The sequence below is a fragment of the Nannocystis bainbridge genome, assembly GCF_028368995.1.
Classification (GTDB): Bacteria; Myxococcota_A; Polyangia; order Nannocystales; family Nannocystaceae; genus Nannocystis; species Nannocystis bainbridge.
Genome location: NZ_JAQNDL010000003.1, coordinates 2421567 through 2439063 on the forward strand (window position 1 = coordinate 2421567; position 17497 = coordinate 2439063).

Below are 17497 nucleotides of genomic sequence, written 5' to 3' on the forward strand. Positions count from 1 at the left end.
TGGCGCCGGACATGCGCCCCGCCACTCAGGCCGCGGCTTCTTTGCCGTGGCACTTGCGGTACAGCTTGCCCGAGCCGCACGGGCACGGGTCGTTCTTGCCGACCTTCGGCAGCTTCTTCTCGGTCGCCGGCGGCGCAGCCGCTTCGGCCGCCGCGGGAGCCGCCTCGGCGCCGCCGCCCGGACCGCCCGGCCCGCCGACGCGCTCCCGCACTGCGCGGGACGCCTCCTGGAGCTTGGTCAGCTCGGCCCGGGCCTGCGCCATCTGCCGCTGGGCCGAGGACACCTTGTCCTGGGCCTGCCGCGTCGCGCGGGTGACGGCCGTCTCGTACTCGGCGCCCTCCTCGGCCTGCCGCTTCTGGGCCGCGGTCAGCTTCATCGCGGTCACCTTGCCGAGCACGGTGGTCTCGATGCCCTCCCACATGTCCTTGAAGAGGTTGAAGCCGCGGATCTTGTACTCGTTCTTGGGGTTGCGCGTGGCGTAGCCGACCAGGCCGATGCCGGTGCGCAGGTGCTCGATGTTCTTGAGGTGGGCGATCCACTGCTCGTCGATCTCGCCGAGGTAGAACTGGCGGACGTAGAACAGGAACGTGTAGAGGTCGAACTCCTGCTCGGGCCGGGTCAGCAGCGTCTCGACCGAGCGCCACACGCGATCGACCAACTTGTCGACGCTGTCCTCGACCCGGGTGAGGTCGGCCTGGACCTTGAAGCGCTCGAGCAGCGCCTTCTCGAGGCCGGGCAGGTCCCACTCGTCGGGGTGCACGTCCTCGGGGCACAGCTCGAGCACCGTCTGCTCGACCAGCTTGAACGCGAGGTCGTGGACGCGCTCGCGCTGCTGGATGAGCGAGCGAGCGACGACGTCGATCATGCGCGCGAGCGCCTTGTCGCGGTCGTTCTTGACGTCCTCGAGCGTGACCAGCGCGCCGTAGTGGCGGTAGATCTCGTGGGTCAGCCGCTCCGGCACGATGCCGCCGGGCGGCAGCCCGCTCGGGACGATCGGCTGGCCCAGGGCCTCGTACAGCGCGGCCGTGTGGTTGTTGAGGATCTGGGTGATGCGCGTGCGCACCGTCTCGGACAGCGACGCGACGGTGTGCGGGCCCGACTTCTCGGGCGGCGGCGGCAGGTTCCTCGACTGCTCCTTGCGCGCCAGGTCGTCGAGGATCTCGGGCTGGTAGCGGCCCTCGAGGATCTGCTTGCGCAGGGCGTAGATCGCCTTGCGCTGGTCGTTCATGACGTTGTCGTACTCGAACAGGTTCTTGCGCGTGTCGAAGTGCATCGCCTCGACGCGCGACTGGGCGTTGGCGATCGCCCGGTTGACCAGCGGCGCCTCGATCGGGACGTCGTCCTCCATGCCGAGGCGCTCCATCAGGCCGGTGATCCGGTCGGCGCCGAAGATGCGCATGAGGTCGTCCTCGAGGCTGAGGAAGAACCGTGAGCGGCCCGGGTCGCCCTGGCGGCCCGAGCGGCCGCGCAGCTGGTTGTCGATACGCCGGCTCTCGTGGCGCTCGGTGCCGATGACGTAGAGGCCGCCGGCGGCGATGACCTCTTTCTTCTCGTCGTCGCACTGAGCCTTGATCTGCTTGAACAGCGCCTCGTACTTCTCCGGCTCCTTGTCGGGGTCGAAGCGGGCGCGCGCCATCATCTCCGGGTTGCCGCCGAGGAGGATGTCGGTGCCGCGGCCGGCCATGTTGGTGGCGACGGTGACGGCGAACTTACGACCGGCCTGGGCGATGATGTACGCCTCGCGCTCGTGGTTCTTGGCGTTGAGGACCTCGTGCGGGATGCCGGCCTTGTCGAGCATCGCGTGCAGCACCTGCGACTTCTCGACGCTGGCGGTGCCGAGCAGGATCGGCTGGCCGCGCTTGTTGGCCTCGACGATCTCGTTGACGACCGCGCGGAACTTGCCGCGCTCGTTCTTGAAGACCAGGTCGTCCTCGTCCTTGCGCTGGATGAAGCGGTTGGGCGGGATGACGATGACGGCGAGGTTGTAGATCTTGTGGAACTCTTCGGCCTCGGTGTCGGCGGTGCCGGTCATGCCCGCCAACTTGTCGTACATGCGGAAGTAGTTCTGATACGTGATCGTCGCCAGCGTCTGGCTCTCGGGCTGGATCTCCACGCCCTCCTTGGCCTCGATCGCCTGGTGCAGGCCGTCGCTCCACCGCCGACCCTCCATCTTGCGGCCGCGGAACTCGTCGATGATGACGACCTGGCCCTTCTCGACGATGTAGTTGACGTCCTTCTTGTAGAGGACGTGGCCGCGCAGCGCCTGGAACACGTGGTGCAGCAGCTCGTTGTTCTCGGGCGAGTAGAGGTTCTTGCAGCCGAGCAGCCGCTCGATGCGGTCGACGCCGGCGTCGGTCAGCTGGACGCTGTGGGCCTTCTCGTCGACGGTGTAGTCGAGGTCGCGCCGCAGCGACGGGACGACCTTGTTGACGGTGATGTAGGTCTCCGGCGGCTTGTCGCTCTCGCCGGAGATGATGAGCGGCGTGCGAGCCTCGTCGATCAGGATCGAGTCGACCTCGTCGACGATCGCGTAGTACAGGTCGCGCTGCACGTACTTCTCGATCGTCTCCTTCATGTTGTCGCGGAGATAATCGAAGCCGAACTCGTTGTTCGTGCCGTACGTGATGTCCGCGCGGTAGTTCTTCTGCCGCTCGGTGTGGTGCATCCCGTTGACGATCACGCCGGTCGACATGCCGAGGAAGCCGTAGATCTGGCCCATCCACTCGGCGTCGCGGCTGGCGAGGTAGTCGTTGACGGTGATGAGGTGGGCGCCGCGGCCGACCAGCGCGTTCAGGTACAGCGCCGAGGTGGCGGTGAGGGTCTTGCCCTCGCCCGTGCGCATCTCGGTGATCTTGCCCTGATGCAGGCCGATGCCGCCGATCATCTGCACGTCGTAGTGGCGCATGCCGAGCACGCGCTGCGAGGCCTCGCGCACGGCGGCGAACGCCTCGGGGATCAAATCGTCGAGCGGCTTGCCGTTGGCGACCTGCTGCTTGAAGTCGGCCGTGAGCGCCTTGAGCTCGGCGTCGCTGCGGGCCTGCATCTTGGGCTCCAGGCCGGCGATGGCGCTCACCAGCGGCTGCAGCTTCTTCATCTGCCGCTCGTGCGTGGTGCCGAAGATCTTCTTGATGAGTCCGTTGAACATGGGGCGGGCCGTGCGCGGGCAAAGGGTACGGGCGAGGCTCGCCCGTGTCCACGCGCCATGATCGCAGAAGAAAGGCGGTAACTGACACGCCCCGCTGGTACTGTCGCCGCCGTGAAGGCCGCTCTCGTGCGTCCGCCCCCGTCCGGCCCCGCCGGCCGCGTCGTCGTCGTGGCTCCGTCCGGCCCCGCCCCCGAGCCCAGGCTCGCCGATGGCCTGGCTGTCCTGCGCGCCCTGGGCATCGGTGAGATCTCGCTCGCGGCCAACCTGGGCGTGAAGACCGGCTATTTCGCCGGCGAAGACGCGGTCCGCCGGGATGCGCTGCAAGCGGCGCTCGACGACCCGGAGGTGACGGCGATCGTGTGCGCGCGCGGCGGCTACGGCCTGACCCGCCTGCTGCCGCTCCTGCGCGCGGAGCGATTTCAGGCCGCGCCCAAGCTGCTGGTCGGCTTCTCCGACGCGACGGCGCTGCTGTGCTGGGGCCTCCGCGCCGGCGTCTGCGGGGTGCACGGGCCGGTGGTGACGCAGCTCTCCTCGCTGCCGCCAGCCGACGCCGGGCGCCTGGCCGCGCTGCTGCGCGGCGAACTCCCCGCAGCGCTCACCGGCGACGAGGGCGTGGGCGAGGCCCGCGTGGCGGCGCCGCTGGTGCCGGCCAACCTCGAGGTGCTGCGCTCGCTGATCGGCACACCATGGCTGCCCGCGCTGGCAGGGACGATCGTGGCGCTCGAGGAGATCGGGGAGCGACCGTATCGCATCGACCGCGCGCTGACGCAGCTGATCACCAGCGGGGCGTTCGCGGGGGTCCGTGGGTTTGCGATCGGGCAGCTTTATGCGTGCGACGAGCCCGCGAGCGGCAACCCCCACAGCCCGGACGCACGAACGGTGGTGCGCGAGCGCCTGCAGTCGCTCGGAGTGCCGCTGGTGTTCGGCTTGCCCTTCGGACACCAGCCGCACGAACACGCGGCCCTGCCCTGCGGCTCCCGCGTCGAGCTCGACCCCGGCCGCGCGACGCTGTCACTGCTCGAGCCAGTCGCGGCGCGCGCGGGCTGAGGCCGGCGAGGCTGTCCCAGCGCGCAGGCTGAGGCGCGTCACGCGAGGCTGTCGCGGCCGAGCAGGACGCATGGGCGTCGCCGAGGCACCTCGGCGATGCGCCACTGTCACTGCTCGAGCCAGTCACGCGCGCAGGCCGAGAATCACCGGCCGAGCAGGTGATCGAGCATCACCCGGGCCTCGGCGCTGGTGGTGACGGCCCCGAGAGTGATCTCGAGCTCGCCGCCGGTCAGCGGCTCGCGCATCACCGGCGCCATCAAGACCTCGTCGTCCTGGACGACGGCCAGGCGCCGACCCACCTGTGCAGCAGTGAGGCTGGCGAGGCGCCCGACGTCCTCGCTCAACAGGCGCACGCGGATCCGCTGCCGACCCTCAGCATCCTGGCTGAGCAGCGCGGAGCCCAGCTTGCGCAAGGCGAGGCCGCCGGCCTCGACGCAGTGCATGCGCCAGTAGGTCCGCCCGTCGTCGCGCAGGCGCTCGTAGCCGAACGCATGACCGGCGGGCGGCGCGAGCTCGGGGTGGGTGCGGATGTAGTCCTCGAGGACATGTTTCTCGGGACCTGTCACAAAGGTCTCGTGGACCGCGGGCCCCTGACCGTCGCCTACGAGGGGGACCTCGCCGACGTCGAGCCCCGCCTGCGGATCGGCGCGGACGGCCGCGACGACCCGCTGCAGCGCGCCCCGCGGATCGTCGACCGGGGTCAGCACGAGCGGCCGCTTGAGCTCGAGCTCGGGCGTCGTCGCGGTGCAGCCGGGCACGAAGGCCGCAGGTGCGAGCGCGAACGCGAGGACGATCAGCGAGCGGAGCATGCCCCCCACGATAGCGGGTCCAGCAGCGCGAGAGGGAGCGTCCGCGATGAGAGGGCTGTCGCGAGGATCGGGCGGCGGTCCGCCACGAACTCAGCGCCGCGATTCACGGGCCCGGCAGCAGGCCGGCGCCGCGCAGCAGGCGAGCCACGGCGAGCAGCGGGAGGCCGATGATGCCGGTGTAGTCGGCGCCGTCGATGCGAGTGAACAGCTTGATGCCCGCGTCCTCGATGCGGAAGCTGCCGGCGCAGTCGAGCGGCTGGTAGCGACGCACGTAGTCGGCGGCCTCTTGCTCGCCGTAGGCGCGCATGGTCAAGGTCTGGACGTCGACGGCGGTGGCAGCCTCGCCGGTGGCGGCGTCGAGCAGGACCACGCCGGTGACCAGGCGAAACGTGGCCCCCGACAGGCGCATGAGCTGAGCGATCGCCTGGTCTTCGGTACCTGGCTTATGGAGCAGGTCAGGCCCGGGGCCGACGGCGACCTGGTCGGCCCCGAGGATCCACGCGTCCGGGTTTGTCGCCCGTAAACTCTCGGCCTTCCCCAGGGCGAGCCTGAGGGCGAAGGCCTCGGCGCCGATCTCGCTGAACCAGGGATCTTCCTGGCGCTCGTCAAATGCAGGGGCTGCGGTGAAGAAAGCCACATCCAGGCGGCTCAGGAGCTCGCGCCGATAGCGCGAGGTCGAGGCCAGAACCAGGTTCCGCTGCGAATTTTGCGAATCTCTCATGGCAAAGCGGGCTAAGGGCGGACGAGCGAGTTGACCAAAGGTGATGATTTCTTCATATTCAATACCGGAGACTAATTGTGCCCGATAGGCCCTCGGAGTGGACGTTTCTGACCAATCACGCGCACGTGCTCTTCTGCGTGGCGCAGGACCCGGAGATCCGTCTGCGCGACGTCGCAGAGGCCGTCGGCATCACCGAGCGAGCGGTGCAGCGGATCGTCACCGAGCTCGAGGAGTCAGGGTACATCACCCGTCAGCGAAGCGGACGTCGCAACTTGTACGTCGTGCACAAGGACCTGCCGCTGCGTCACCGCATCGAGGCGCACCGGCAAGTGAGCGACCTGATCGGGCTCATCGTGCCCGAGGTCATTTCCCGCGCTTCTTCTTCTTCTTCACCGGCTTCTTCTTGACCGCCTTGGCCGGGGCGAAGGCCTCGGGGAAGCGGCCGGCGTACTCGGTGCGGACGGTGGCCAGCAGCGCGGCGGCCTGGTCGCAAGCCGGGTTCGCCGGGGCGCCGGCGGCCACGGTCGGCGGCAGGGCCGCCTTGAGCGCCGGGACGTAGTCGGCCAGCGGCTCGGCCTGGATCGCCTGCAGGACCGGCACGGCGGCGGCGCACGGGTCGGGCGCCTCGCCGTACTGCTCGAGGTCGCGGCGGCGGTTGAGCGCGAGGTCGACCTGGGCCGCGGCGTCGGCCGGGAGGGCGTCGCGGATCAGCCGGCGCTGGGCCCAGGTGGCCCACGGCTTGGCGTCGTTGATGTAGTGGACGAGGATCGGCACGCCGGCGGCGCCGAGGTCGACCGCCAGCGCGATCGCGGCGTCGGTGAACGGCCGCTTGCGCAGCAGGACGTCGACCTCGTCGATGAAGCCGAGGTCGCGCTCGAGGTCGGGCGATTTCTTCAGCACCTCGCCGTAACGCCGCACCGCCGCCTCGTGCATGGTCGCCCGCTTGGCCAGCTGCCGGGCGTCGCGCCACACCAGCTGCGAGTGGCCAGGGTGACGCTCGAGCAGGGCGTCGATCTGGGTCTGCGCCTCGTCGAGCTTGCCCTGCTTGATCAGGTCGTCGAGCGTCGCGAGCTCGAGCTCGGACGGACCTGTCGTTTGCGACATGGCCGAAGGGACATCCCCTGCGGTACCCGCCTTGGGCGCGTCGGTGCCCGGCCCGGCCTCGCCGGCGGTGGCCGCGGGCGCGTCGGGGCCGGCGGGCGCGGCGGGGCCGTCGCCCGAGAACAGCCAGTAGAGCAGCCCGGCCGAGGCGACCGCGAGCACGATGCAGCCGGCGATCAGCGCCTTGAACCGCGTGCGGCGGGACCAGCGGTCGGTCTGCAGCACCGACTCGACGAAGTCGATCTGGCGCGGGCGCAGGGCCTCGGGCAGCGGGCGGCTGGCGGTGTCGGTGCCGGCCACGGCGCCGATGTCGAGCAGCGGGTCGGAGGTGTCGCCGCGGCCCTTGTGCGACATGTTGCTGCGGTAGCGCTCGAGCGCGGCGCGCACGGTGCGGGCGTCGGGGAACCGCTGCTCGCGCTGCTTGGCCAGCAGGCGGTAGACGATCGCCGCCAGCTCCTGCGGCACGTTGTCGGGGAGCTGCGGCGTCTCGGTGCTGACCTGCATGCGGATCAGCGCGATCGCGTCCTCGTGGTTGAAGGGCAGCCGGCCCGTCAACATCTGGAACATCAGGATACCGACGGCGTAGAGGTCGGCGCGTGGGTCGATCTCGAGGCCGAGCGCCTGCTCGGGGCTCATGTACTGCGGGGTGCCGAACACCATACCGGCGCGCGTGAGCGGGTCGCCGGCGTCGCTGCCGACCAGCTTGGCGATGCCGAAGTCGACCAGCTTGAGCAGCGGCGCGCCGTGCTTGTCGCGGGTGAGGAACACGTTCTGCGGCTTGAGGTCGCGGTGGATCACGCCCTGGCCGTGGGCGTGCTCGAGGCCTCGCAAGATCTGGATCGACCACTCCACGACCCGCTTCGGCGCCGTCGGCTCGGTCAGCAGGTCGGCCAGCTCGACGCCCTCGAGCAGCTGCATCACGAGGTAGCGCATGCCGTCCTCGGTGGTGCCGTAGGCCGACACGTGGATGCAGTTGGGGTGGTCGAGGCGGGCCGCGCTCTGGGCCTCGCGGTCGAACCGCCGCACCAGCTCGGGGTCGCGGTTGAAGTCCGGGTGCAGGATCTTGATCGCGACGTCCCGCATCATGATGACGTGGCGGCCGCGGAACACCGCGCCCATGCCTCCCTCACCGATCAGCTGGTCGAGCCGGTAGGTGCCGTCGAGGACGGTGCCGACCAGCGACGCGAGGTCGCGAGCGATGCCAGCCGCAGCGGTCATGTCGGCGCCTGGACTCGAAAGTCGCCGCGTAGTCTAAGGGTGGGGGTCATGAGGCGGCCTCGAGGGCTCGAGGCAACACGGACATTAATGCAGGCCCGGAGGGCCGGGAAGCGGAAATCTGCAGGCCCGGCCGGGAAGCGGAAATCTGCGGGCCCGGCCGGGAGGCGGAAATCCGCGGGCCCGGGAGGTCACGGGGCAGCGCGCGCCGCCGGCGTCAGCGCAGGGGCTTGGTCCGCACCGTGTCCTGGTCGGGGGAGACGGTCTGCGAGTCGTCCTCGTCGGGGGTCTCGATGAAGCTCGTGCCGCGGTCGCGCTCGATGCGGCTGAGCGCCTCCTGAGCCCACTGCGCGAGGCTGAGCTCATTGGTCGAGTGGAAGTCCGCCAGCATCTCCTCGAGCTCGCGGCGCGCTCTCGGGCTCTGCCCGAGCATGTGCGCGACTTCGGCGTCGAGGAGGCGCAGCTGATGGTGGGCGAACTGCTCGTTCTGGATGGTCTGGATGCCTCGCCGCGCCTCGGCGAGCATCGCGGCGCCCTCCTCGACCTCGCCCATGCGCGCGAGCGTGTAGCCGAGGAAGCCGCGGTTGAGGTGCAGGTGGTAGGCAAAGCCGTGCAGGCCGGCGAAGCGCAGGGCCTCGCGGAAGCTCTCGGACGCGCCCTCGAGGTCACCGCTGCGGAGGAGCAGGTCGCCGAGGTTGTGGAGCGGGTTGATGAGCATGCGCGTGACCCCTGCAGCGCGCAATTGCTCCAGGGCGGCACGGGTCTCCGGAATCGCCCTTTCGGGTTCGTTGCCGAGCACCGCGAGGTAGGCGATGCCGGAGATATAGGCCTGGCGCTGCAGCACCGACACGCGCTCGGCGAGCAGCTTGGCCTCGTCGTGCAGGCGGCGGGCCTCGGCCAATTGTCCGGCGAGCGAGAGGCAGCGCAGGCGCGTGCCGACGACGTGACAGACGTAGTGATCCTGCGCGTCGGGGAGGTCGAGGATCTCCATCGCCTCTTTGGAGCAGCGGACCGCGCCGTCGATCTCGCCGGCGCCGAGCAAGATCTCGGCGCGGCGGTTGGCGATGCGCAGCTCGAGGATGCGGTCGCGCGCCTGCTTGGCCGCGATCGCGGCGTTCTGCAGGCGCCCGAGCGCCATCTCGGCGTCGGAGCCGCCGTCGAGGGTGTAGCGGTCGACGAGGCCGAGCCAGAACACCGCCTGGGCCCGATGGTCGCCGAGCAGCTCGGCGACGAGGATGCCGGCCTCGTGCTGCGCGGCCTCGCGGCGCGGGTCGTTGAGCGCGCCCGGGGCCCGCTCGACCAGGTTGAGCTGGGCCCGCAGCAGGCGCGGCAGGCCCTGGACGCGGCCGAACTTGCGGAGGCGGATGATGACCCGCTCGAGCACCTGGGCGGCGAGGTTCGGCTGGCCGCCGGCGAACAGGTCCTCGGCGGCCTTCTCGAGCTCGCTGAGGTACTCGAGCCCGTCGGCGGCGGCGTCGAGCAGGCGGGCGCGCAGGAACACGAACTGCGGGTCGACGGTGGCCTGCTCGGCGATCCGCTCGGCCAGCTCGAGGCGGGTCTCGGACAGCGAGTCCTCGTAGCGGATCCGGACCGCCTCGCGCACGCTCGCGTGGGCCAGCACGACCTGCGAGGCGCCGGTGATGGCGCTGCGCAGGATGAGGCTCTCGCCCTCGAGCCGCTCGAGCGTGCGGCGGAACCGTTCGCGCCGCAGGTCGGTGAGGTGGGCCAGGCGCTCCTCGTCGATCGGCGCCTCGATCAGGTAGAGGATGCTGGCGACCTCCCAGGCCGACACGCCGAGCGCGTCGAGGCGGGCCTCGCTGCGCTGGGCCAGGGTCTTGTGCAGCTGCTCGGCGGCGGCCGAGGCGGAGCGCAGGACCCAGGTGTCGTTGTCGCGGACGAGGATCGACTCCTCGATCAGCACGCGCAGGGTCTCGCGGAAGCTCAGCGGGTGGCCGCCGGTGAGCTTGTCGAGCATGGTGACGAGCTCGCGCAGCGCCGGCGCGTCGCCGAGGATGCCCTTGAGGACCTCCAGCATCTCCTTCTGCGTGAACGGGCGCAGGTTCCACAGCTCGACCAGCTGCTCGCGGCTCAGCGCGACCAGCTGCGGGCGGAACTTGGGGTGCGGCTCGGTGGTGATGCAGAGCAGCGCGCGGGCCTCGTTGTGGTCGATCGCGCGGGTGAGCTGCTCGACCAGGGCCCGGGTCGTCTCTGTCCCTCGGGCCAGGTCGCTGAGGTAGAGCACGAAGGGGTGCTCGCTGGCGCAGCGGACCAAAAACTCGGTCAGCTGGGCGGCCGCCGACGACTCGTGGCTGCGGTCGCGGGCGGCGCGGATGAGCTCGGGGTACTTGCGGACGGCCTCGCTGCGCTCGCCGAGCGCGGTCGCCAGCTGCAGCACGACCGGCGCGAACGGGCCGAGGCCCTCGCCGTCGCCGGTCCAGCACGAGCCCTCGACGAACAGCCCGTCGCCGAGCTGGATCTCCCGCCGCAGCTCGCTCAGCAGGCGGGTCTTGCCCATGCCCTCCGGCGCCTCGACGATCACGGTGCGGATCACCCGGCTGACGCTCTTGTTGCGCGCGGTGTCGGGGCGCAACACGTCGTGGGCGCGCAGCAGCAGGATGTCGAGGTAGTCGGCGCGGTCGACGAACGGCAGCAGCTCGACGAGGACGCGCGCGAACTCGCGGCGGTCCTGGGCCGACTTCTGGCGGTCGCGGATGTGGCTCGACTCGCGCCGCAGCAGCTCGAGCACGATGCTGCGGGCGCTCTGCGGCCGCAGCTCCGGGTCGGGCGAGAGCATGCGGCCGACCAGCTCGGCCACCACCGGGCCGCACTGCTGCAGCAGCGCGCCGGCCAGCTCGGGGCGCCAGTCGATCGCGTTGCGCAGCGCCTCTTTGAAGGTGCGCGAGGGGAACGGCCGCACGCCGCGGACCGCCGTGTAGATCGTCGCGGCCAGCGAGTAGATGTCGGCGCGGCTGTCGATGACCTCGCCGCGGACCTTCTCCGGCGCGCTGAAGCCGGGGGTGCCGCGGACCTTGATCAGCTCCTCGCTGTCGTCGAGCTGGTCGAGCGCGAGGTCCTTGAGCTTGCGGTGGTGCCGGAACAGGCGCGCGAGGCCGAAGTCGATCAGCTTGGCCTGCGGCTGACCGCCGTCGACGTCGGGCGGGCAGACGATGACGTTGCTCGGCTTGATGTCGCCGTGCACGAACCCGACGGCGTGGATGTAGTCGAGCGCGCGCGCCAGCTGGACGAACAGCTCGACGATCGTCTCGCGCGGGGCGGTGCGCAGGCACTCCTGCAGCGACACGCCGGCCAGCAGCTCCTGCGTGAAGTACACCCCGCCGTCCTCGCAGCGGCCGAAGTCGTAGACGGCCGCGAGGTTGGGGTGGTGGAGCTGGGTCAGCAGGCGGAACTCGGCCTTGAACTCGGCGATGTCGTCGCTGACCGCGCCCTGGGTGGCGCCGAAGCTGCGGGTGATCGGCGGCCGGCGGGCGCCGTCGTGCAGGCGCGCGCTCGAGCTCGCGGCGGCCGCGGTGGCCGGCTGTTGCACCGAGCTGGCCGGCACGACCTCGCTGGAGCGCGAGCCGGGGGCGTCGAGGCTGGCGTCGCGGCGGATCAGCTTGAGCGCCACCGGGCGCTCTTCAAGCTCGTCGTAGGCCTCGTAGACGGCGCCGAAACCGCCGCGCCCCAGCAGCCCGCGGACCTGATAGCGCCCGGCGATCTTGTCCGGCATCGGCGGCTCCGCCCCGTCCGCCGTGGGCTTCGATGGCTGCGCGTCGGACTGGTTCATGGCGCGGAGAGGGACGGGCGGCGCTCGGGTGCGCGGACAACGGACCGTGCCGCCCCCCGCAACGGCCGAACGCGAGGGACGAGTATTCCACAGCAACGTCCCAGTGACGTATCAAATTGAAATATTCGCAGGCCGACGGGTTTTTGGGGCACCGTCGCTCAAGACCGGCGGGGACCCCACGGTGGCACTTCGCCCGCGCGAATTGCGCTGAACGAAGCGCGTCCGATCGCGGCCTCACCGGCGTCGATACAGCGTTCGTACGCGGCGGCCTCGATGCAGAGGCGCTCTGCTTCGGCCTGCCCGATCGCCCCCAACAGGCCACGCTTGTACACCGCGACAGCGGTCGGGGAGCGTCGTCGCAGGAGTTCGGCGAAGGTGCGCACGCGGGCGAGACCTGCGTCGATGTCCGGGACGATTTCGTGGCAAAGACCGATCCGCAGCGCCTCGTCGGCGCTGATCTCCTCGCCCGTGCAGCCGAGCCGGAGCGCGTGCGCCGGGCCGACCGCGAGCGCCAGCTCCGCCGTACCGCGCGCGCCGGGGATGATGCCGAGGCCCGTCTCCGGCAGCGCGAAGCGGCCCGTCGGCGTCGCCAGGCAGTAGTCGGCGGTGAGCAAGAACTCGAGGCCCCAGCCGAGCGTGACGCCGTGGCTCAGGGCGACGGTGAACAGCGGGGCGTGGCGCAGGCGCAGGAGGATCGAGCGCTGGCGGCGGACGTGGGCCTTGACGCGCTCGTCGGGCCAGCCGACGCGTTCGGTGACGTCGGCGCCGGCGACGAAGATCGGCGCGCCCGACTTGCTGGTGCGCCGGCTGGTGGTGCACAGGCAGGCGACCTCGCCGTGCTCGAGCAGGTCGCACAGCGCCTCGAAGGCGTCGAGGATGCCGGTGCCGACCTCGTTGGCCTTGCCGTGATCGAGGGTCAGCGTGAGGAGCCGGAGCTCGGGGTCGTAGTGCGGATGCAGGGCGTCGATGCGCTCGAACATGTGCGCCGGAGACCATACGAGGGCCGCCCGGCGAGTGCCAGCGGGTAATGGGACCCACCCCGGCTCACGGTAGCCGTGCGAGATCGGCGGGCCGGTCGAGGTTGTCGAGCACGGCGGGATCGTCGACCGCCAGCGCGCTGCGCATGCCGCTGACCGCCGGACGTCCCAGCAGGTCGCGCGGGCTGGCGTCCGGCCCCAGCGCCAGCAGCTCGGGCACCAGCGCCGCCGGCCACACCAGCGGATGGCCGCGGCGACCGCCGTGGCTCGGCTGCCAGACCTGCGTGGGCGCCGCGCGGAAGGCCGCCGCCAGCGCCGCGACGGTCTCGGGCCGCACGTGCGGGCGGTCGACCGTCAGCACCAGCGCGGCGCAGCCGGGGGCCAGCATCTCGAGCTCCTGCAGGCCGCGGCGCAGGCTGTCCATCTGTCCTTGCGGCCATGTCGGATTGGTCACCTTGATCGCGGACCCGAGGTCCTCGGCGGGGATGACGACCGCGCCCTCGACGACGACGATCGGGCTGGCGTCGGCCGCCTCGGCCTGGGCCACGGCGTGGCGCACGAAGGCCCGCCCGCGCCACTCGAGCAGCGCCTTGGGCTGGCCCATGCGCTCGCCGGCGCCGGCCGCGAGGACGATCGCGCCGAGCGCGGTCACGGGCGGCCTCCGAAGCAGCGGTGCGCGGCCACGGGGGGCGAAAATTGCGATGGTCGCGCCAGACGGGTGCAGCGCGTCTGTGAAGCGCGGTCGTCCCCTCTCTCGCGCGAGCATCGCGCGGCTCGCGAGCGGCGCTCCGCGGTGTCATGAACTAGCGCGAAGGGACATGTCCGAACGAACATGCCCTCTCGCACATGTCCTCGCGGACATGCTCGAAAGGGCAGCAGCGTCGGCGTGTCTGCCACCGGTCCGCTCAGGCCGGCGGGAGCGCCGGCGAGGGCTCGCGCGACTTGTTCGACAGCGGCTTGTCGTTCGGGCGCGCCGGCTCGGCCTTGTCGCCGAACAGCTCGCCGAGCTGGGCGGCGTCGGCCGGCGACGGCACGAGGACCGCCTTGGGCACGCCGACGGCCAGGCTGCCGAGGTTGGGGTCGAGCTTGACGCCGATGCCGACGGCCCCGCCGATGCGGGCGAAGGCGGCCGCGCCGGTCTCGATCTTCTTCAGCCGGGCCTTGTCGGCCCGCGACTCGGCGCTGCTCAGCACCGACAGCCGCAGCAGCGCGACCGGGTCGACGCTGACGCAGAAGTGGCAGCCCTGGCTGGCGGTCCGGGCCAGGCGCAGGCCGGCGTCGCCGCCGAGCGAGGTCTTGCGGCCCTTGAGCTCGGCGCCGATGTCGCCGGCGACCTTGGTGGCGCCGGCGCCGATGGTGAACACGGCGAGGTTGCCGGTCACGAACGAGGCGGCCTCGAGCTTCTTCTTGGCGACCAGGAACGGCTCGAGATCGGCTGCCTCTTTGGCCATGTTCTTCGGGACAGGGATCGTCAGCAGGTCGCCCTTGACCGGGCCGGCCTTGGCGCCGTCGGTCTTGAGGGTGAAGCCGATCTTGGCCGACTTGTCGTCGCCGGTGAGGCTGTCGAACGCGGCGAAGCCCTTGACCAGCGCCTGCTCGATGCCGCGGATGGCCGCCCGCGCGCCGGCCTCGTCCTTGACGTTGGCGGCCAGCACGGCGGTGGCCTCGCCCTTGGGCGAGAGGTAGAGCGCGAACACGACGTCGCTCTGGACCTGGTCGAGCACAGCGTGGGCGGCGGCGACGGCGTCCTTGGCGACGACGTCGAAGGGGGCGGGGATCTGGCTCAGCGGGACGCCCTTGTCGAGGGCGCCGTGGAGGGCCTCGGGGGTGCCCCAGGGCATGGCCACGACGAGGGCGGGGCCGGCCGGGAGGACGGCCTCGAGGGCGGTCGGGGCGGTCCGCGCCGGGCCCAGCGGCGACAGGCCGAGGCGCGAGAACGGGGCCTCGGCGGCGAGCTGCAGCGCGAGGTCGCGGTCGGTGCCAGCGTCGAGCTCGAGCGAGCCGGCGGTGGCCTCGCGCAGGACCGCCTGCACCTGCCTGCGCAGGCCGGCCGGCAAGCTGTTGAGGGCGCCGGTCTCGAGCATGCCGGGCGGCAAGTCGGTGCCGCGCAGGCGCAGCCGCCGACCCTGCCCGGCCTCGCCGGCGAGCCCGGCGGCGCGCTCGAGGTCGGCGTTCGACAGCGCGAACTCGAGGGCCTTGGGCTGCTCGCGCAGCAGCACCCGCAGCTCGCCCTGGACCAGCTCCCACAGGCCGTTGCCGAGCGGCTGCGGCCGCTGCGCCGAGGGCATGCCGTCCATGACGCCCTTGGCGCTGACGGCCGCGAGGGTGCCGGCCAGCTTGAGGTCGTTGCTGGGGTCCTGGACGTGGAAGGTGGCGTCGACGGCGAACGGGCCGGCCAGATCGAGGTTGGCCCACAGACCGGGCCCGAAGCCCATCTGCAGCAACATCGCCTGGATCTGCGCGGCCGGATCGATCGGCTGCTTGGGGGTCCAGGCGGTGGTGGTCTGCTTGACGAGGGCCATCAGGTCGCCGGCGCCGTGGAGGCTGGCGCGCAGCTTGACCGGCTTGCCCGGCGGAGGCTTGCGCGCGGGCCGCCCGCTCTGCCCGTCGCCCGCGCCGGCGCCGTCCTCCTGCGGTTCGTCGACCACAACGACGGCGGGCGGCGGAGTCTTCTTGGCGCAGCCAAGTGTGGCAGGAGCGACGACCATGGCGATCGTCCCGAGCGCGACGCGGGCGGTGAACATCGCGCGCAGTGTATCAGCGGTCGTCGCGCGCGTCGCCTTCGCGCGGTCCGCCGATCCTGGCGACCGCCTGGGGGACCACGTTCATCGGCAAGCCGGTGCCACCGTGACGGTCCGCCAGCAGCTCGGCGACGATGCTGACGGCGATCTCGGCCGGGGTGCGACCGCCCAGCGCAATTCCCACCGGCGCCCGCACGCGCGACAGGTCGGGGGCGCCGCGGCCCAGCTCCTGCTCGCGGCGCAGGACGCGAGCGACGATCGCGTGGACTTTGCGGACGCTGCCGATCATGCCGAGGTAGCGGTGGGGGCGGCGGACCAGAGCGGCCAGCGCCCGCTCGTCGCGCGCGTGGTCGCGGGTGAGGATGACGACGTAGTCGCGCTCGCCGAGGTCGGGCACGGCGCGCTCGAGCTCGTCGACGTCGCGGGCGTGCCGCTCGGCGCCGGCGAACGCGGGGTGGTCCAGCAGCTCCTCGCGGTCGTCGACGACGACGACGCGAAAGCCGACCCCGGCGGCCACCGGGGCCACCGCCTGGGCCACGTGGCCGGCGCCGACGAGGACGAGCCGCGCTTCGGGGGCGAGATACTCCACGAACACCTCCATGGCGCCGCCGCAACACATGCCGAGGTCGCGGACCAGGTGCGCCTTGACGACCCGCGGGCTGCCGTCGCGCAGGCAGCCGCGGCAGGCGCCCAGCACCTGCTCCTCGATCGCCCCGCCGCCGACCGTGCCGACCTGGACCCCGTCCTCGCGCAGGAGCAGACGGGCCCCCACGACCTGCGGGGCCGAACCCGAGCGGCCGATGACCGTCGCCAGGGCCGCGGGCCCACCCGTCCTCCCAGACAGGACGTCGACGACGGCACGGGCGACCGGGAGCACCGCCGCGAAGTGTAGCCCGGGGCTTGTTCGGGGCGCCGGGCAATTTTACAAGGTTGGCCGGACGAGAGATGCGCAGGGTCGCAGCGGTCGCGCTGGTGTTCGGAGCGTGCGGTGAGCCGGAGGCGGCGCCGCGGGCGGAGCCGCCTCCCGTGCGCCCGACGATCGCCGCCTCCCCGCTGTCGATGACGCCGGACGAGCTGGCCGAGACCCGCCGCAAGGCCGGCTTCCAGGACGGCGCGACGCTCGAGGCGGAGCGCGCCGAGGCCCGCGAGCGAGTCGCCCGCAGCTACGTGCGCGCCCATCTCCCGGCGTATCGCGAGGTGGTGAAGGCGCTGCGCGGCAACCTGGCGGAGATCGAGCGCGCGGCCCGACGGTGGCTGCGTACGAGCGATCCACAGCGGGCCTACGAGCGCTGGCGCGGGGTTTCGCGACGACGGGCCGATCGCGTCGCAGGGTTGTATGCGCAGGTCGCCGACGACGGCTTCGACGGCGGTCACGCCCAACGCCTGCTGGCTGACGCGTATCGCCGGTGGGAAGAGCTGCGGGAAGATCTCGGCGGCGAGGTCGCTGCCGACGCGCGTTTCTCCGCCCTCCTCGTCGAATTGCGGGACGCGCTGACGGCCGTCGCACGCGTGCTCGACGAGATCGAGCACGACGAAGAACTGGCCGCAGGCCCGTGAATTCAGGCGTCTGGCGGCGGTTTTGCGCGCGTTGCGCGAACAGCCTTCAAGATTCTGGTAATTGGCGAAGTTTTGCGGTACCTGGCTAAAGCACCGTCCACGACGACTGCCCCTCGCAAGGGGCCGTGCACTCGCCCCGCGAGGGGAAGCCAGGAGAACTCATGAAGAAGACCATCGCGATCATGTTCGCCGCCATCTCGGTTGCGAGCTTCGGCTGCAACAAGAGCAAGACCGACACCGCCAACCCGGACGAGGTCAAGACCGACGCCCCGGCGGAGACCCCCGCCGAGACGCCGGCCGAGACCCCGGCCGAGGGCACCCCGGCCGAGGGTGGCGACGCGGCTGCTGCCCCCACCCCGTAAGCCCGATCTCCCTCGGGAGATCTCAGCTTGCAATTCCA

13 protein-coding genes are annotated in these 17497 nt (G+C 71.5%); 4 read left to right on the forward strand and 9 right to left on the reverse strand.

Annotation, left to right across the window (positions count from 1 at the left end; translation table 11 throughout):
• Nucleotides 1-25: 25 nt before the first annotated feature.
• Nucleotides 26-3145 (reverse strand): preprotein translocase subunit SecA, encoded by a 3120-nt coding sequence (gene secA / locus POL25_RS34870; protein WP_272090633.1) that lies wholly within the window; start codon nt 3143-3145, stop codon nt 26-28.
• A gap of 111 nt (nt 3146-3256) precedes the next feature.
• Here secA and POL25_RS34875 point away from each other — a divergent pair, with 111 nt between their 5' ends.
• On the forward strand, nt 3257-4192 hold the full coding sequence (locus POL25_RS34875; protein ID WP_272090634.1) for a S66 peptidase family protein: 936 nt from the start codon (nt 3257-3259) through the stop codon (nt 4190-4192).
• A 143-nt stretch (nt 4193-4335) separates the two neighbouring features.
• Here the strand turns inward: POL25_RS34875 and POL25_RS34880 are convergent, their stop codons facing one another.
• Together POL25_RS34880 and POL25_RS34885 are read right to left on the reverse strand one after the other, a co-directional pair.
• Complete coding sequence (locus tag POL25_RS34880) at nt 4336-5001, reverse strand: SecDF P1 head subdomain-containing protein (RefSeq protein ID WP_272090635.1); 666 nt, start codon at nt 4999-5001, stop codon at nt 4336-4338.
• A 103-nt stretch (nt 5002-5104) separates the two neighbouring features.
• Nucleotides 5105-5722, reverse strand: coding sequence for a Maf family protein (locus POL25_RS34885; protein ID WP_272090636.1), 618 nt, complete (start codon nt 5720-5722; stop codon nt 5105-5107).
• Nucleotides 5723-5847: 125 nt separating this feature from the next.
• On the opposite strand from POL25_RS34885, the gene POL25_RS34890 reads away from it, so the two are divergent.
• Nucleotides 5848-6129, forward strand: coding sequence for a helix-turn-helix transcriptional regulator (locus POL25_RS34890; RefSeq protein ID WP_373372125.1), 282 nt, complete (start codon nt 5848-5850; stop codon nt 6127-6129).
• Here the strand turns inward: POL25_RS34890 and POL25_RS34895 are convergent.
• From POL25_RS34895 to POL25_RS34920, 6 genes are all read right to left on the reverse strand, one after another.
• On the reverse strand, nt 6086-8041 hold the full coding sequence (locus POL25_RS34895) for a serine/threonine-protein kinase (RefSeq protein ID WP_272090638.1): 1956 nt from the start codon (nt 8039-8041) through the stop codon (nt 6086-6088). The genes POL25_RS34890 and POL25_RS34895 overlap by 44 nt on opposite strands.
• A gap of 214 nt (nt 8042-8255) precedes the next feature.
• Nucleotides 8256-11822, reverse strand: a complete 3567-nt coding sequence (locus POL25_RS34900; RefSeq protein ID WP_272090639.1) for a serine/threonine-protein kinase — start codon at nt 11820-11822, stop codon at nt 8256-8258.
• Nucleotides 11823-11980: 158 nt separating this feature from the next.
• The gene (locus tag POL25_RS34905) at nt 11981-12802 is read right to left on the reverse strand and encodes an enoyl-CoA hydratase/isomerase family protein (protein ID WP_272090640.1); all 822 of its coding nucleotides are present in this window, start codon (nt 12800-12802) and stop codon (nt 11981-11983) included.
• Between the two features lie 64 nt (nt 12803-12866).
• Nucleotides 12867-13451 (reverse strand): nucleotidyltransferase family protein, encoded by a 585-nt coding sequence (locus POL25_RS34910; protein WP_272090641.1) that lies wholly within the window; start codon nt 13449-13451, stop codon nt 12867-12869.
• A gap of 253 nt (nt 13452-13704) precedes the next feature.
• Nucleotides 13705-15543: a hypothetical protein gene (locus tag POL25_RS34915; protein WP_272090642.1), complete on the reverse strand. Its 1839-nt coding sequence runs from the start codon at nt 15541-15543 to the stop codon at nt 13705-13707.
• Nucleotides 15544-15556: 13 nt separating this feature from the next.
• Complete coding sequence (locus tag POL25_RS34920; RefSeq protein ID WP_272090643.1) at nt 15557-16417, reverse strand: XdhC family protein; 861 nt, start codon at nt 16415-16417, stop codon at nt 15557-15559.
• A 149-nt stretch (nt 16418-16566) separates the two neighbouring features.
• Here POL25_RS34920 and POL25_RS34925 point away from each other — a divergent pair, with 149 nt between their 5' ends.
• Together POL25_RS34925 and POL25_RS34930 are read left to right on the forward strand one after the other, a co-directional pair.
• Nucleotides 16567-17097 (forward strand): hypothetical protein, encoded by a 531-nt coding sequence (locus POL25_RS34925; protein ID WP_272090644.1) that lies wholly within the window; start codon nt 16567-16569, stop codon nt 17095-17097.
• A gap of 161 nt (nt 17098-17258) precedes the next feature.
• The gene (locus tag POL25_RS34930; RefSeq protein ID WP_272090645.1) at nt 17259-17459 is read left to right on the forward strand and encodes a hypothetical protein; all 201 of its coding nucleotides are present in this window, start codon (nt 17259-17261) and stop codon (nt 17457-17459) included.
• Nucleotides 17460-17497 lie beyond the last annotated feature (38 nt).

Excerpts from the sequence above, each read along its gene's own strand:
- secA (WP_272090633.1), bottom strand. The coding sequence starts at position 3,145 with ATGTTCAACGGACTCATCAAGAAGATCTTCGGCACCACGCACGAGCGG.
- POL25_RS34880 (WP_272090635.1), bottom strand. The coding sequence starts at position 5,001 with ATGCTCCGCTCGCTGATCGTCCTCGCGTTCGCGCTCGCACCTGCGGCC.
- POL25_RS34885 (WP_272090636.1), bottom strand. The coding sequence starts at position 5,722 with ATGAGAGATTCGCAAAATTCGCAGCGGAACCTGGTTCTGGCCTCGACC.
- POL25_RS34895 (WP_272090638.1), bottom strand. The coding sequence starts at position 8,041 with ATGACCGCTGCGGCTGGCATCGCTCGCGACCTCGCGTCGCTGGTCGGC.
- POL25_RS34900 (WP_272090639.1), bottom strand. The coding sequence starts at position 11,822 with ATGAACCAGTCCGACGCGCAGCCATCGAAGCCCACGGCGGACGGGGCG.
- POL25_RS34905 (WP_272090640.1), bottom strand. The coding sequence starts at position 12,802 with ATGTTCGAGCGCATCGACGCCCTGCATCCGCACTACGACCCCGAGCTC.
- POL25_RS34915 (WP_272090642.1), bottom strand. The coding sequence starts at position 15,543 with ATGTTCACCGCCCGCGTCGCGCTCGGGACGATCGCCATGGTCGTCGCT.
- POL25_RS34930 (WP_272090645.1), top strand. The coding sequence starts at position 17,259 with ATGAAGAAGACCATCGCGATCATGTTCGCCGCCATCTCGGTTGCGAGC.